The following is a 16,057-nucleotide window of genomic DNA, read 5'->3' on the forward strand; positions in this document are numbered from 1 at the left end:
TTACTTTGAAAGAATTGTGAAGAAAGTTAAAAGTTTGTGGGATTTTTATTAAACATAAAACACATTTTAGAAGGAGTGTTTTCTATGTTTATGAAGATCTCTTTATATTTGATAAGTACATCCTAACAACCGCTTTCGCAAGACATTGAGAAGAATCAACAAAATTCTCACTAGCCACAACATTCAAATCAGTACATGCGATAATTGCGGTATCTACTTCATCCTTCAACTGCACAACGAGCGCGCTCCATAATTTGTGAGCTTTTTCAACTTCTCCGCTTTTAATATACGTAATAATTTGATTAATCATCGTTTGCCATTTTTCATAATGAATGTATTCTATATTCCGTTTTGCAATCCCGTCTTGATAAATACCAGCTTGAACTGTCGCTTCTGTTGCGAGAAGAGCGACTCTTTTTGTATTTTTAGGAATTGCTTGTAACGTCTCATTGACTATATTTAAAATCGGAATGGACAGAGAATGCTGTAATTCCTCGAAATAAAGATGCGCCGTATTGCACGGCATAGCGATAAAGCTTACGCCAGTACTTTCAAGTTTTTGTGCTCCTTCAATAATCGCTTTTTTCATCGTTTCGTGATCAATAGGCCGATCCATGTAAAACGGTGTTGGGCACGAATAAATCATCATATGAGGAAAGTCCATATCATGCTTTGCTCCGTATATTGTTTGGCACATTGCTACAACTGTATCGACAAATGGTCCAGTTGATTTTGGTCCCATTCCTGCTAGTATTCCAATCATTGTTTCGTCTCCTTTAAGAATGTTTACATCCATTATATAGGAGAATAAAAAAAGACGTGCAGTGAGTGCACGTCTTTTTTTTATGTTTTGTCGAACAATCGATATATCCGAGAAATCGTTGATATATTGTAAGTTATGATAGATATATCGAAAAAATCGTTGATATATCCCGAGTTACGATAGATATAATTGAAAAATCGTTGATATATTATCGCTTCTCAATCGCCACAATAAATGGCGGATTATTTTGCTGGTTAATGAAGCCGTATCGCAGTACGTGAGCTTGTTTTTGGTCTAGTTCTTCGGCAAATTTAAGTACAGCGTCGCGTTCTACTCGTCCTTCTGGATGTCCGTGGTAAATGACGAGGACGATGATACCTTCAGGCGCCATTACGTCTAATAATTGCTCGATCGCCGAGATTGTTGAGTTCGGTTTTGTGACGATATGTTTGTCTCCGCCAGGAAGGTAACCTAAGTTGAAAATTGCACCTGTTACTTTTCCTTTTGCATCTCCTGGTAATATGGATAGAAGTGTATCGTGACTATCGTGAACTAAAACAGTACGTTCGAAAAGTTTTTTTTCTTTTAGACGAGTTGTTGAGCTTTCAATCGCCTCTTTTTGAATATCAAATCCAAATACTTTTCCGTTATTTCCAACGATTTCAGCTAGGAAGCAAGTGTCATGCCCGTTTCCTAAAGTTGCATCTACAGCGTAATCGCCTTCTTTTACTGCCGTTTGCAAGAGAGTACGAGCAAACGGTAATACACGTTCTAATTTCATTTTTGTTTCTCCTCATTTGCATATTTTCCTTGCCAGCTTCCGCGGCGTACAAATTCTGCATCGATGGAATTTAAAACTTCCCATTTATTTAAGCTCCACATTGGGCCAATCATTAAATCAGGCGGACCGTCACCTGTGATGCGGTGCACAATTACGTCTTCTGGAATAATTTCAAGTTGGTCAACAACGAGGCTTACGTAATCCTCAAGAGAAAGGAATTCGAGTTGTCCTTTTTCATATTGCTTCACCATTGGCGTTCCTTTTAATAAATGAAGTAAGTGGATTTTAATTCCTTGTACGTCAAGTTTCGCTACTTCACGAGCTGTTTCCATCATCATGTCGTAATCTTCAAGAGGAAGACCGTTAATAATATGAGAGCAAACTCGAATGCCATGCTTACGTAATTTATTTACACCTTCAACGTAAGAAGGATAATCATGAGCGCGATTAATAAGGTTTGCAGTACGTTCATGAACGGTCTGTAGTCCGAGTTCAATCCAAAGGTACGTGCGTTTATTTAAGTCCGCTAAATATTCAACAACATCGTCCGGTAAACAATCTGGACGAGTTGCGATAGAAAGACCGACAACGTCTTTTTCTGCTAGAAGCGGTTCGAATTTTTCTTTTAACACTTCAAGTGGTGCATGTGTATTTGTGTACGCTTGGAAATAAGCGATACATTTTCCGTCTTTCCACTTTGAGCGCATTTTTTCTTTCATTTCATGATATTGCGTTATAACATCATCGCGGCGATCGCCAGCGAAGTCACCAGATCCAGCAGCACTGCAAAATGTACAACCGCCATAAGCAACTGTACCGTCACGGTTCGGACAATCGAAGCCAGCATCTAATGAAACTTTAAAGATTTTTTCACCAAATTCATTTCGTAAATGGTAATTCCATGTATGATAACGTTTATTGTCGTTTGTATATGGAAAAGGGTTTTGAACCTTCATTACTTTCCCTCCTAAGCCGAGTCAAAATAACACAAAATCCATTATAACATACTCATAAGGTTCATAAGGAAGGGACACACTAAAGGGGAATTGAAGCAAGGAGGGACAATTATGGCAGAGCGTCAATCACTTGAATCGTATATTACACAAGCGGAACAAGCGGTGGAATATGCGAAAGAACAATTAGAACAAGGCATGAGACAAGAGCATTATAATACGATGGAGTATTCGGATGCCCAGTTGCAATTAGAACAAGCATATAACGATTTACAAACGATGCAACAACATGCGAATGATGAGCAACGTGAGCAGTTAAATAGAGCGCGTATGGCAATTCGCCAATTGCAACATCAAATGATTATTACACCGCACTAATAAGGAGTGAATGTAATGGCGAAACGTTCAGATCAAAATAACCCAGAACAAAAAACACAAAATGGACATAACGCTGAATTTTCGAATGAACTTGATCCGATTGTTCAAGTGAAACAGCGTAACAGTAAAAAAGGACAACCTCAAAGATCAAAGCAATCAGAGTAAACCAGGTCGCAATATGACCTGGTTTTGTTTTGTTATATGACAATAATGTAAGATTCCTGTAAGGTTTGCCGATAGTTGTAAGCTTACTTTTCCAGTAGAGTAAGGGAGGATTAAATTTTGGACAAGGAGCTGCTTTATGGGGAACAATATTACAAACAAACGAATTGATGAGTTAGATTACATTCGTGGCTTCGCATTACTGGGGATTATTTTAGTAAATATTTTAGCACTACTTCATATTAAAATTCCAGATCCTAATACAGTAGATGCTAGCTATCAAAGGTTTCTATACTTATTTGTAGAAGGTCGTTTCTTCTCGATTTTCTCATTCTTATTTGGAGTGGGATTCTATATCTTCATTACAAGAGCGATTGCGAAAGGGAAAAATGGATATGTTCTATTTTTCCGCCGCGTAGTTGCATTATTTATTTTTGGTTTGATTCATTACATGTTTCAGCCTGGAGAAGCGTTAACGTTATATGCAATTTGCGGATTAATCGTTTTACCGTTTTATAAAGCGAAAAAACAAGTGAACTTAGTAATTGGTCTTATTTTGACAATAGCCTTTAGTGTAATGGGTGTTAAAGAACTATTACCACTTGGTTTAATTTTATTAGGTCTTGCTGCAGGACAATATCGTGTATTTGAAAATCTTTCAAAAAACATAAAGCAAGTCGCTATTTTTACAGGCATTATGTTTGTTTTAAGTGTGGCAGCTGTATGGTATCAATATGGACACGTGCCTGCTGACCCATTTGTAAATATGATATTGATGAATGAAGACGGAACAATGGATGCTGCAAGCCAGTTTCTAAAAATTGGTATTACTGTTGGACCAATTATTTCAGCTTTCTATGTAGGAGCATTAATTTTATTACTTCAGTTAAAACCAGTTCAAACATTATTAGCACCATTGAAATACTACGGTCGTATGGCTTTAACAAATTATATCGGACAAACGGCAATGATTTTAATTGCCGGTAGTGTATTTAACTTTGCAGGTAACTTAACATACATGCAGACGCTATATGTATGTATCGCAATTTATGCAATTCAAATTGTGTTTAGTGTAATTTGGATGAAAATCTTTAAAATGGGTCCATTAGAATGGATTTGGCGTGTTATTACGTACTGGACGGTAACACCTTTAAAGAAATAAAGAGAGAAGTGGGCTGTTCTTTTTGTGGAACAGCCTATTTTTATTTTCAGCTTTTGTAGTTGCGCCGATATAATTTCATTTACCGATTTACTATGCCGAAATGTGAACTAGTATTAACAGCCAAGCTTACAAGTACACCTTTTTTATATTACAAAAGTGTAAGGTAAATGTAATGTTAACAAATAGCAGTTCACTTCCAAAAGGCGCAAAATAGGTAATGGAAAAACAAGCGTAGGAGGATATATATGACGAAACCAGTTGTAGACGTGAAAAACGTTCAAAAAGTGTACGGTAAAAAAGGTGAGAACCAATCACATGCGTTAAAAGGTGTGTCATTCTCAATTCAAGAGGGCGAGTTTGTTGGAATTATGGGACCATCTGGTTCTGGTAAAACGACATTATTAAATGTAATTTCAACGTTAGATAAAGCAACGGGCGGCGTTGTTGAAATTGCAGGAACGGATATTACAAAAATGAAGCAAGGTGAGCTTTCAGATTTCCGTTCACAAAAGTTAGGATTTATCTTCCAAGATTTTAATTTGTTAGAAAACTTATCTATTTATGAAAACATTGCACTTCCACTTTCCTTGCAAGGTGTTCCATCACGTAACATTGGACCAAAAGTCGAGAAAGTAGCGGATATGTTAGGAATTACAGAAATACTTCAAAAGTACCCATCTGAAGTATCTGGTGGGCAAAAGCAACGTTCGGCAGCAGCGCGTGCTTTAGTGCATGAGCCGGCAATTATTTTAGGGGACGAGCCAACAGGAGCGCTTGATTCTAAAAATGCAACGAGTTTACTTGATGCGATGACAAACTTAAATAAAGATCAAGGCGTATCTATTATGATGGTTACACATGATCCATACAGTGCAAGTTACTGTCAGCGTATTTTATTCATTCAAGATGGTGAGCTATATAAAGAAATTCACCGCGGCGGTACACGTGAAGAGTTTTATAAAGAAATTTTAGATGTGCTTGCGGACTTAGGCACACAAAAAGCGTAAGAAAGGAGGTTCTAGAGCATGTTATTCAAACTTTCCATGTCAGGACTAAAGAGTAAGCTAAAAGATTACATCGTCTTACTTGTTGGTCTTGTCATGTCGATTTCAATTTTTTATATGTTTCAAACGTTAGCACTAAATGAATCATTTCTTGAATCTAATTCAGTGATTAAATCAATCGGATTTGTATTCCAAGCAGGTTCATTTTTACTAGCAATCATAACGTTCTTCTATATTTTGTATGCGAACTCTTTCTTACTATCTCTTCGTCAAAAAGAGTTTGGTATGTATATGATGTTAGGAGCAAAAAAGCATAAAGTTACATTACTTATGTTTATTGAGACAATTGTATTAGGCGCCGCGTCTCTTGCAATCGGTATTACAGTTGGTGTAGGACTTGCAGAAGGTATCGGTCAATTATTAATGAAACAATTAGAATTTGCTGGTGAAGGCTATAAAGCATTTTATCTGCCATCTATGACTGTTACTTGTATCTTCTTCTTTGCATTATTTGTACTATCAGCAATTATGAACAGTATTAAGTTATCACGTATTTCTGTATTGCAACTTGTACATGCAGATGCACAAACAGAACGTGTTGCGGTAAAAGGAAAAATGACAGGCTTAGTTGCATTCCTTGCGGTTATTTTATTAGGCATTGGCTATGCATCAATGATTTACATGGAAAAACTAAGAGAAATGGGAATCCTTATTGCATTAATTACAACGACAGCTGGTACTTACATGCTATTTGGCTCACTTCTCCCAGTCATTATTAAAAAGTTAAAAAGTAATAAAAAGCGTAGTGAAAAAGGACTTAACGCTTTTACATTTGCACAATTAAATTTCCGTATTAATAGCTTAACGAAAGTACTTGCGACAGTAGCGATGTTAGTTGCTCTTGGAGCTGGTGCAATTTCAGGTGGTATGGCATTTAAAAATAACGTTATAAAAATGGTAGATGGTTTAGTAATCTATGATTCAGTAGTTCATAATCCAACAGCTGAAGAAAAGAAAATTTTAGACGGTATTACATTTAAAGAGAAAAGCGAATATCGTTACAAAGTAGATGATAAATACGTTTACTATGTAAAAGAAGATTTAGAGAAAAATCGTCCTTTCGTAAAAGATATGACAAATATGAAGTCGATGAAGGATTTAGTAAATACGAAGAAGGCTTCACAGGAATTACCAGTAGGCGCAGTTTCTAGAGAAATGAATGAAAAAGATGCGAACGCTAAAGAACTTCCAGAAGAATGGGTCGATGCTTTTAGCACAATTCATCCATATTATATATACGAAGATCATGCAATTAAAATTGTAGATCAAAAAATGTATGATGGGATAAATGGTAAAGAAGGTATAGCATTTATCGGAAAAGCAGATGATTTCTTAGCATATACAAAAGAATGGAAAAAACTTGACGAGTTGCAGCTAGATAAATATAAAAATGTAAAAGCTGAAAGATTAAATAGTAAATATCAAACTTACGACATGTTATACGGCGTTGCGAGTGGAACAGTGTTTATGGGATTCTTCCTTGGAATTGCGTTCTTAGCAATGATGGCAAGCTGTCTTATGTTTAAAATTCTTTCTGGTGCATCAAAAGATATTACGCGTTATCAAATGCTCCGTAAAATTGGTGTGCGCCGTGAGTTATTAACAAAATCAATTTATAAAGAGTTATTCTTAGTATTCTTATTCCCAGCAATTGTGGGTATCGCTCACGTATTAGTTGGTATGAATATTTTCGGATTTATTTTAATTGATCCGTACTTCCGTATTTGGGTACCAATCGTAATTTTCGTAGTTATTTATGCGATTTATTACTTCATTACAGTTCAATTGTATAAAGGAATTGTTCTTCCGAAAGAAGATTAATAATAAAAACCGAGCAAAAACGCTCGGTTTTTATTATTTTCAGAAAAAACACTTTAATGTTACTGAAATATATAATATAATGCAAATAAGTAACGTAATATAAAAGTAGAAGTAGCTGTATAAGGAAAGGAGGAATCCAATCTGTAGAAAGAAGCTGAACTTTTATCCCCACATTTTTTACCGCAACGTATTTATACAATCGTAAGTTTCCACATTGAAAGTTTTCAGAACCACCTGAGTATATTGTGAAAATAATGGATAACACATGGAAATCTCATAGCATGATAAGGTAAAATGGACAACATAATGAGAAAATTACCGTTCATAAGATGAGGAGAATACATGTATGGAAGTTGTAGAGGCATTAAAAGATATAAGCCAAATTGAGGCTATGAAAAAATATTTAAAAGAGCACTCCCAGCGAGATTATCTTTTATTTGTTATTGGAATTAACACAGGATTAAAAATTACAGAACTACTTAGCATGAAATTTGAAGATGTATTAAATGAAGATGGGACTGTTAAAGAGTTTTATACTCTTCCTGTGAAAGATGAAAAATTTAAACAAGATATTTATTTAAATACAAAAGTAAAAGAAGCGCTTTTAGATTACGTACAATCTATTGGCGTTAAAAGAGAAAATTACGTATTTCAATCTAATAAAACGCCAAATTCAATTACGCGCCAACAAGCGTATCGTGTAATTCATAATGCTGCAGAAGCAGTTGGAGTTGTTGGTAAGATCGGAACGAATTCAATGCGAAAAACGTTCGGATTTCATGCGTACAAAAGAGGGATAGCGATTGCGCTGTTGCAAAAACATTTTCATCACGCGACTCCATCAGAGACGCTAAAGTATTTAGGTATTTCAAAGGATGAGACCTTTAAAACGGAGATTGATGTCGATTTATAAAAGCCGTAACTAAAAAAATTAGGAGGCGGAAAATATGAATATTAGAGAGAGTGAACTGCCGGGTATTGGATGTAAGTTTGAAGTGATTACAAAAGGTAATGAAAAGATGGTTATCGTTATTCATGATGATGGCCGAAGAGAAATGTACCATTTTGATGCTGATCATGAGGAGAGTATTTCAAGCGTCTCGCTTCGTGATTCCGAAGCGAGACAAATTGCAGCTATATTGGGCGGAATGGTATATAGACCACAAGCTTTAGATACGATTGAAATGGCCTTTGAAGGATTATCAATTGAGTGGTTTAAGGTGGAAAATAATGCACCAGTCGTACAAAAAACAATTGGTAGTTTACATGTCCGAAACACATATAACGTAACGATTATTGCCATTTTGAAAAAGAATATGAAGAAGTTCTTTAATCCAGGCCCAGATTCTATCATTGAAGCTGGCGATATGCTCGTACTATCAGGCGAAAGACATGAAGTAAAAAGAATTATTAATGAGTTGCTTTCAGTAGGAGGGGATTCATAATCGATGGATACTTTAATCTTTGAAGTTGGGACTGCGTTAGTATTAGTCGCTTTTGCAGCTATTCTCGCTGCAAAGTTAAAGTTCTCGATTATTCCGTTTCTCATTATACTCGGTATGCTAGTGGGGCCACATGCGCCAGATTTAGGGCTTATCGATTTAAGATTTATTGAAAGCGGAGAAGTTATTTCCTTCCTCGGCCGTGTTGGCGTTATATTCCTCTTATTCTATTTAGGCTTAGAATTCTCAATTAAAAAATTAATTAAATCAGGAAAATCAATTGCCTTTGGGGGAACTGTTCATATATCGCTTAATTTTATATTAGGTTTAATTTACGGATATATAATGGGTTTCCCCTTATTAGAAACATTAATTATTGCTGGGATTATAACAATTTCATCGAGTGCAATTGTTGCGAAAGTAATTGTTGATTTAAGAAGATCTGGTAATAAAGAGACGGAGCTAATTTTAGGAATCATTATGTTTGATGATATCTTTTTAGCCGTATATTTATCAGTCGTTTCAGGATTAGTACTCGGAGGGGCAACGTCACTTGTAGGGGCTCTTACATCTATTTTAATCGCAGTAGGGTATATGCTACTATTCTTTGTAGTTGCTAGAAAAGCTACACGATTTTTAAATAAAATGTTAGATATTTCGTCCAATGAAATTTTTATTATCGTAATATTCGCTATTTTGTTCTTTGTAGCAGGATTTTCAGAAACGATTCATGTCGCGGAGGCGATTGGAGCATTATTATTGGGGCTCGTCTTTTCTGAAACAGAGCATAGTGATCGAATTGAACAGCTCGTTGTTCCGTTTCGTGATTTCTTTGGAGCTATATTCTTTTTCAGCTTCGGTTTAAGTATAGACCCATTTTCACTTGGAGGAGCAGTGTGGTTGGCATTAGGAGCAGTTTTCGTTACTCTTATCGGTAATTTTACTGCTGGAATGGTTGCGGGGCGTAAAGCTGGGTTATCGCATAAGGCTTCTACGAATATCGGTTTAACACTTGTATCACGCGGAGAATTTTCCATTATCGTCGCGAATATTGGAATCGCGGGCGGCTTAATGGCAGCGATTAAACCGTTCTCCGCTTTATATGTTTTAATATTGGCATCGTTAGGACCATTATTAACGAAAGAGTCTGGGAGAATATACTCGCTACTAGATAAGGTGTTTAAATGGAGTGCTAAAGAACGTGCGAAGCGAGAAAAGGAAGTTGGATAGTATAAAGAGGCTGCATGAAGTTCATGCAGCCTCTTTATACATTGTTACTGTTGTCATTTTTTGTCGGTAAGTCGATATATTTTAATAATCGCTGATATAATCCAAGAAGCAATCAGTATAATTTCATTGATCGCAAAACCATTATCTGAATTTCATCAACTATTAATCAGTTGCCTTCCTATTTAAAAACGACTACAATTTTACTGTTATATATATGAACGAAAAAAATAGAATAGGAGGGGAAACTATGCCAAGGAAAGTATGGCTATTAGTAGCTGGGATGATTATTAATGTCACGGGTGCTTCTTTTTTATGGCCTTTTAATACAATTTATTTGCATGATCACCTAGGAAAATCTTTATCTGTGGCCGGAATGGTATTAATGATCAATTCGCTTACTGGTGTAATCGGAAACTTGCTCGGCGGTGTTTTATTTGATAAATGGGGCGGTTATAAATCAACTTTAGTAGGGATTGTGATTACACTTGTATCGATTTTAGGTCTTGTGTTCTTCCACGGTTGGCCGTTATATGTTGTGTGGCTAGCGTTAATCGGCTTCGGTTCTGGAATGGTCTTCCCATCGATGTATGCGATGGTTGGTACGGTTTGGCCAGAAGGCGGAAGACGGGCATTTAATGCGATGTACGTTGGACAAAATGTTGGTATTGCGATCGGAACAGCATGTGGTGGATTAGTTGCATCGTATCGTTTTGATTATATTTTCTTAGCGAACTTTATTTTATACTTTGTTTTCTTCTTAATTGCTTTTATTGGATTCCGCGGTATGGAAGACAAGAAAGAGCCAGGAGTGCAAAAAGAAGTCGAAACGAAAAAAGGGTGGTCACTTACACCTGGATTTAAAGCACTTCTTATCGTGTGTGTAGCATATGCTTTATGCTGGGTTACATACGTACAGTGGCAAGGAGCGATTGCAACACATATGCAAGAATTGAATATTAGCCTTCGTCACTATAGTTTATTATGGACGATAAACGGAGCGATGATTGTTTGTGCGCAGCCACTTGTTAGTATGCTAATTCGTTGGATGAAGCGTTCTTTAAAACAGCAAATTATGATTGGGATTTTCATTTTTGCGGCGTCATTCATTGTGTTAAGCCAAGCGCAGCAATTTACGATGTTCCTCGTTGCGATGGTAACATTAACAATAGGTGAGTTATTTGTATGGCCTGCGGTTCCAACGATTGCAAATATACTTGCACCAAAAGATAAATTAGGGTTTTATCAAGGGGTTGTAAATAGTGCGGCGACTGTAGGGAAAATGTTCGGGCCGGTCGTTGGCGGAGCAATTGTGGATTTATACAATATGGAAGTATTGTTTATAGCAATCATGGTAATGCTTGTAGTAGCGCTTATAGCAACGAGCATTTATGATAAACGAGTAAAAGTAGAAGAAACAGTTGAAGAAAAAATTGCAGTTTAGTTTGACGGAACATGTAACATGTTTTAGAATATATTTAAATAAAACAACCTTTAGAACAAGGGAGATAGCTCGGCTGTCTTAAGATGAATTCGTTAGTTATTAAGAGTAACGATTAACCGAGAAGTCCTCGCTTTAAGTAAGCTCTTAAGAGATACTAAGTGAAGGATAGTTCACTTAACTTATATGTGTAATAACAGTGAGAAGGAGTAGTAGTAATAGAAGCTGGTTTAGAGAGTTGACGGTCGGTGCAAGTCAATCCACGTTTTGTTATGAACTCGCCTTTGAGTTGCAGTTGTGAAACTAATAGTAGCAATTGCCGTTAATCCACGTTACGGATCTAAGCGAATGTATATTTGTACATTAATTTAGGGTGGTACCGCGGGAATCTATAACCTCTCGTCCCTTTCTAGGGATGAGAGGTTTTTTGTATTTTGGGCGGTGAAAATAAATAGAATTTCAAGGAGGGTATCTCATGAGCTTTAATCATCAAGAAATTGAGAAGAAGTGGCAAGGGTACTGGGAAGAGAATAAAACATTCCGTACGCCAGATGAGACAGAAAAACCAAAATTTTATGCACTAGATATGTTCCCATATCCATCAGGTGCAGGCTTACACGTAGGACATCCAGAAGGTTATACAGCGACAGATATTTTATCTCGTATGAAGCGTATGCAAGGATATAACGTTCTTCATCCAATGGGATGGGATGCATTTGGTCTTCCAGCAGAGCAATATGCACTTGATACTGGAAACAGCCCAGCTGAATTTACAGAGCATAATATTAATACGTTCCGTAACCAAATTAAATCATTAGGTTTCTCTTACGATTGGGACCGTGAAGTAAATACAACAGATCCAAACTATTATAAGTGGACGCAATGGATCTTCCTAAAACTATTTGAAAAAGGCTTAGCTTACGTTGATGAAGTACCTGTAAACTGGTGCCCAGCACTTGGTACAGTACTTGCAAACGAAGAAATCATTGACGGTAAGAGTGAGCGTGGTGGACATCCAGTTGAGCGTCGTCCGATGAGACAGTGGATGTTAAAAATTACAGCTTACGGAGATCGTCTATTAGAAGATCTAGATGAGCTTGATTGGCCTGAAAGCTTAAAAGATATGCAACGTAACTGGATCGGTCGTTCTGAAGGTGCAGAAGTACACTTCAACATCGATGGTACAGACGAGAAATTCACAGTTTTCACAACGCGCCCTGATACATTATTTGGTGCAACATACTGTGTACTAGCTCCAGAACATGCACTTGTTGCAGAAATTACAACAGCAGAACAAAAAGAAGCGGTAGAAGCTTACATTAACGCTGTAAAAATGAAGAGTGACCTAGAGCGTACAGAACTTGCGAAAGAGAAAACTGGTGTATTCACTGGTGCTTACGCAGTTAACCCAGTAAACGGTGAGAAATTACCAATCTGGATCGCTGACTATGTTCTTGCAACTTACGGAACAGGTGCTGTAATGGCAGTTCCAGCTCACGATGAGCGTGACTATGAATTCGCATCAGTATTTAATCTTCCAATGAAGGAAGTTGTAAAAGGCGGAGATATTACGAAAGAAGTGTACACAGGTGATGGTGCACACGTAAACTCAGCATTCCTTGATGGATTAAATAAAGAAGAAGCAATCGCAAAAATGATTGAATGGCTTGAAGCAACGAGCGCAGGAAATCAAAAAGTCACGTACCGTCTACGTGACTGGTTATTCAGCCGTCAACGTTACTGGGGTGAACCAATTCCAGTAATTCACTGGGAAGATGGTACAATGACAGCTGTGAAAGAAGAGGAATTACCATTAGTTCTTCCGAAAACAGAAAACATCCGTCCTTCAGGTACAGGTGAATCACCACTTGCTAACATTGACGAGTGGGTAAATGTTGTTGATCCTGAGACTGGTAAAAAAGGTCGTCGTGAAACGAACACAATGCCGCAATGGGCTGGTAGCTGCTGGTACTACCTACGTTACATCGATCCAAACAATAGCGAAGCACTTGTAGATCCTGAAAAAGTAAAACAATGGCTTCCAGTTGATATTTATATCGGTGGTGCAGAACATGCCGTACTTCACTTACTATATGCTCGTTTCTGGCATAAAGTATTATACGATATCGGTGTAGTTCCAACGAAAGAGCCATTCCAACAATTATTCAACCAAGGTATGATTCTAGGTGAAAACAACGAAAAAATGAGTAAATCAAAAGGTAACGTTGTAAATCCTGATGATATCGTAGCAAGCCACGGTGCAGATACACTTCGTCTATACGAAATGTTCATGGGACCATTAGATGCTTCAATTGCTTGGTCTGAAAATGGTCTTGACGGAGCTCGTCGTTTCCTAGACCGCGTATGGCGTCTATTCGTTCAAGATAACGGTGAATTAAGTGAGAAAATTACTGACGCACCAAATAAAGAGCTTGAAAAAGCTTACCATCAAACAGTGAAGAAAGTAACAGAAGACTATGCAGAGCTTCGCTTCAACACAGCGATTTCTCAAATGATGGTATTCATCAACGATGCATACAAAGCTGAAACACTTCCAAGAGAATATGTAGAAGGTTTCGTAAAAATGATTGCACCAGTTGCACCTCATATCGGGGAAGAGCTATGGAGCAAACTTGGATACAATGAAACAATCACATATGCAAGCTGGCCAACATTTGATGAGTCTAAACTTGTAGAAGATGAAGTTGAAATTGTTGTTCAAGTTATGGGTAAAGTTCGCGCAAAACTAACAATGAGTAAAGACGCATCAAAAGAAGAAATGGAACAACTTGCACTTGAAGCAATTCAAGACCAAATTGAAGGGAAAACAGTACGTAAAGTAGTTGTTGTTCCTGGAAAACTTGTTAACGTTGTTGCAAACTAATTTATTTTAAGTAAAAAGCTCAGAGTATTTATGCTCTGAGCTTTTTTGTGTAGAAAATAATCTCCGGATCACCTTAGTTTAAGTTTTCAATTATTCCACTACGTACAAATAAAAGAGCGGAATTCCAATACAGACAAACACCTATTCTTCTATAGGAAATATGATAAAAAAGGTAGGCTAAATTGAGTAGAAGAGGTGAAAGGAATGAAAGGGATGGACAATAATGCACCACATGGTTTCTTCGGGGGTGGATCGGATAGTTATGAACAAATGATGTTAATGGGAGGAGGACAACAAGGATACGGTGGAATTCCGAGCTGGATGGGCGGAACACCTGGAGGTTTTTCCACATCAGTAGCCGGTGTACAAACTGGAATTCCAACATTAACAGGAGGATTTCCATCATCGGTAGCCGGAGTGCAAACTGGAATCCCAACATTTGTTGGCGGAGCAGCGGGAGGAGTACCAGTAGGTGTACCAACTGCATTTCCATCTTTCGTTGGAGGAGTACAGACAGGATTTCCTGTACCGGGAGTAGGTGTTGTGGCAGGTGGAGTAGGTGGTTATCCACAAGGTTTTTACGGTCAACATGGCCATCATGGCCATCATCACCATCAAGGCCACCACGGTCATCATGGACACCATCATCATCAAGGTCAACATGATCATCATGGACACCATCACCACCAAGGTCAACATGGCCATCACCACCACCAAGGTCAACATGGACATCATCAACAACAAGTACATCACCACGGCCACCACCATATACATCCACAGGCTGTTCTTTATCAAACTCATCAAGGTCAACATGATCATCATGGACACCATCACCACCAAGGTCAACATGGACATCATCAACAACAAGTACATCACCACGGCCACCATCATATACATCCACAGGCTGTTCTTTATCAAACTCATCAGGGTCAACATGGTCATCATGGACACCAAGGTCACCAAGGTCACCAAGGTCACCAAGGTCACCAAGGTCAACAGCACCAACAGCACCAACAACACCAACAATATCAGCAATATCAACAACAGCAACAATCTTCTCCTTGGACAGGTGGAATTGGAGCAGGAGGAGCAGGGGCAGCAGCAGGAGCAGCTAGTATTAGTGGAGCAGCAGGACACGCAGGGCACGTGGGTCATTAATGATTGGCAGAAAAAAAGCCATAATAAAAAACTGCTAGGAAATCCTAGCAGTTTTTTTCAGCTTCTTGACGCTGACGTTCAATTTCAGCACGAAGTTGTGGTTCCGGTGCTTGCCAGCCTTCTGGCTTTAGAATCTTACCGTCGCCTTCACGGAATCGAGGCTTCCCATCAGGGAATAGTTTTGCCATGTTGGCGTTGTTTACAATTTCGAATCCTTTATCAGGACGTACGCCCATTTCGGCAAACGTGCCGAATGCAAAGTAGATAAGATCAATTAGTGCATCGTATTGATCTTCAACAGTCGTTGCCTCAAGAAATTCTTCCAGTTCTTCCTGCATAAAACTTGCACGGATTTTTGCACGCTCTTCTGTTAATTTTGTTGGAGTATTTGTTACAGGATGTCCGAATACTTCATGCATTTTTGCAACAAGTTCATATCCTTTATCTAAACCTTTTTCGTTTGTCATGTTGTTTCATCCTTTCTTACGTTATGCCGAAGTTTATTGTAACATAAGGTGATTATGAAATGAAAAGAACATCTTATAGAAATAAGATGTCCGCTCGTTATTCTTCTTTCTTAATTAAAATAGATAAAATAAGATCAATACCGAATATACCAACGAGTAACATTGGTATAACGACAAGTAAATAACGTGTGAAGGAAACATTTTTTAAGTATGTATGAGCAAATAAAAAGACGGCGAGAAATAAAATACCATTTAAAATAGGCTTTACTAATTTTTTAGACATAAGCTCCCCCATAAATATCTTCTCTCTCTATCTAAAATAAAAACTCCTCTCTCCGTTGTATCATGCTGGAG

At 37.7% G+C, this 16,057-nt stretch carries 16 protein-coding genes and 1 other annotated feature; of the genes, 11 read left to right on the forward strand and 5 right to left on the reverse strand.

All coding sequences use genetic code 11. The annotated features are described in order from the left end of the window. Positions 1-88: 88 nt before the first annotated feature. The 3 genes from HMAS_RS00740 to HMAS_RS00755 form a co-directional block, all read right to left on the reverse strand. On the reverse strand, positions 89-763 hold the full coding sequence (locus HMAS_RS00740) for an aspartate/glutamate racemase family protein (RefSeq protein WP_044307043.1): 675 nt from the start codon (positions 761-763) through the stop codon (positions 89-91). 208 nt (positions 764-971) lie between these two features. Then, on the reverse strand, positions 972-1,544 hold the full coding sequence (locus HMAS_RS00750) for a class I SAM-dependent methyltransferase (protein WP_000764499.1): 573 nt from the start codon (positions 1,542-1,544) through the stop codon (positions 972-974). Beyond that, positions 1,541-2,500 carry a TIGR01212 family radical SAM protein gene (locus HMAS_RS00755; protein WP_000868027.1) on the reverse strand — a complete coding sequence of 320 codons (960 nt, stop codon included), beginning with the start codon at positions 2,498-2,500 and terminating at the stop codon, positions 1,541-1,543. Before HMAS_RS00755 ends, HMAS_RS00750 begins: the two co-directional genes overlap by 4 nt. Positions 2,501-2,611: 111 nt before the next feature. On the opposite strand from HMAS_RS00755, the gene HMAS_RS00760 reads away from it, so the two are divergent. From HMAS_RS00760 to HMAS_RS00815, 11 genes are all read left to right on the forward strand, one after another. After that, positions 2,612-2,875 (forward strand): YtzC family protein, encoded by a 264-nt coding sequence (locus tag HMAS_RS00760; RefSeq protein ID WP_000840871.1) that lies wholly within the window; start codon positions 2,612-2,614, stop codon positions 2,873-2,875. A gap of 15 nt (positions 2,876-2,890) precedes the next feature. Further along, a complete protein-coding gene (locus HMAS_RS00765; protein WP_001129341.1) occupies positions 2,891-3,040 on the forward strand; it encodes a hypothetical protein in 150 nt (49 codons plus the stop codon). 136 nt (positions 3,041-3,176) lie between these two features. Then, on the forward strand, positions 3,177-4,199 hold the full coding sequence (locus HMAS_RS00770; protein ID WP_044307046.1) for a DUF418 domain-containing protein: 1,023 nt from the start codon (positions 3,177-3,179) through the stop codon (positions 4,197-4,199). A 245-nt stretch (positions 4,200-4,444) separates the two neighbouring features. Beyond that, complete coding sequence (locus tag HMAS_RS00775; RefSeq protein WP_000165844.1) at positions 4,445-5,206, forward strand: ABC transporter ATP-binding protein; 762 nt, start codon at positions 4,445-4,447, stop codon at positions 5,204-5,206. A gap of 18 nt (positions 5,207-5,224) precedes the next feature. Further along, positions 5,225-7,084: an FtsX-like permease family protein gene (locus HMAS_RS00780; protein ID WP_000897764.1), complete on the forward strand. Its 1,860-nt coding sequence runs from the start codon at positions 5,225-5,227 to the stop codon at positions 7,082-7,084. Between the two features lie 346 nt (positions 7,085-7,430). Beyond that, the gene (locus HMAS_RS00790; protein WP_000454210.1) at positions 7,431-7,997 is read left to right on the forward strand and encodes a tyrosine-type recombinase/integrase; all 567 of its coding nucleotides are present in this window, start codon (positions 7,431-7,433) and stop codon (positions 7,995-7,997) included. Between the two features lie 34 nt (positions 7,998-8,031). Next, positions 8,032-8,529, forward strand: a complete 498-nt coding sequence (locus HMAS_RS00795) for a cation:proton antiporter regulatory subunit (RefSeq protein WP_001026053.1) — start codon at positions 8,032-8,034, stop codon at positions 8,527-8,529. 3 nt (positions 8,530-8,532) lie between these two features. Further along, a complete protein-coding gene (locus HMAS_RS00800) occupies positions 8,533-9,756 on the forward strand; it encodes a cation:proton antiporter (protein ID WP_116344665.1) in 1,224 nt (407 codons plus the stop codon). Positions 9,757-10,003: 247 nt separating this feature from the next. After that, positions 10,004-11,197, forward strand: coding sequence for an MDR family MFS transporter (locus HMAS_RS00805; protein ID WP_001137561.1), 1,194 nt, complete (start codon positions 10,004-10,006; stop codon positions 11,195-11,197). 187 nt (positions 11,198-11,384) lie between these two features. Next, positions 11,385-11,604 (forward strand) — a binding site (T-box leader). A 65-nt stretch (positions 11,605-11,669) separates the two neighbouring features. Then, positions 11,670-14,078 carry a leucine--tRNA ligase gene (gene leuS, locus HMAS_RS00810; RefSeq protein WP_000009462.1) on the forward strand — a complete coding sequence of 803 codons (2,409 nt, stop codon included), beginning with the start codon at positions 11,670-11,672 and terminating at the stop codon, positions 14,076-14,078. A gap of 204 nt (positions 14,079-14,282) precedes the next feature. Then, positions 14,283-15,236 (forward strand): hypothetical protein, encoded by a 954-nt coding sequence (locus HMAS_RS00815; RefSeq protein WP_116344666.1) that lies wholly within the window; start codon positions 14,283-14,285, stop codon positions 15,234-15,236. Positions 15,237-15,280: 44 nt separating this feature from the next. On the opposite strand, the gene HMAS_RS00820 is transcribed toward HMAS_RS00815, so the two are convergent. Both HMAS_RS00820 and HMAS_RS00825 read right to left on the reverse strand, forming a co-directional pair. Next, entirely contained in the window at positions 15,281-15,703 is a 423-nt protein-coding gene (locus tag HMAS_RS00820) for a hypothetical protein (protein ID WP_000180554.1), read from the reverse strand. A gap of 97 nt (positions 15,704-15,800) precedes the next feature. After that, entirely contained in the window at positions 15,801-15,986 is a 186-nt protein-coding gene (locus HMAS_RS00825) for a hypothetical protein (protein ID WP_000038775.1), read from the reverse strand. Positions 15,987-16,057 lie beyond the last annotated feature (71 nt).

The organism is Bacillus sp. HMA207 (genome assembly GCF_003402455.1).
GTDB classification, from domain to species: domain Bacteria; phylum Bacillota; class Bacilli; order Bacillales; family Bacillaceae_G; genus Bacillus_A; species Bacillus_A cereus.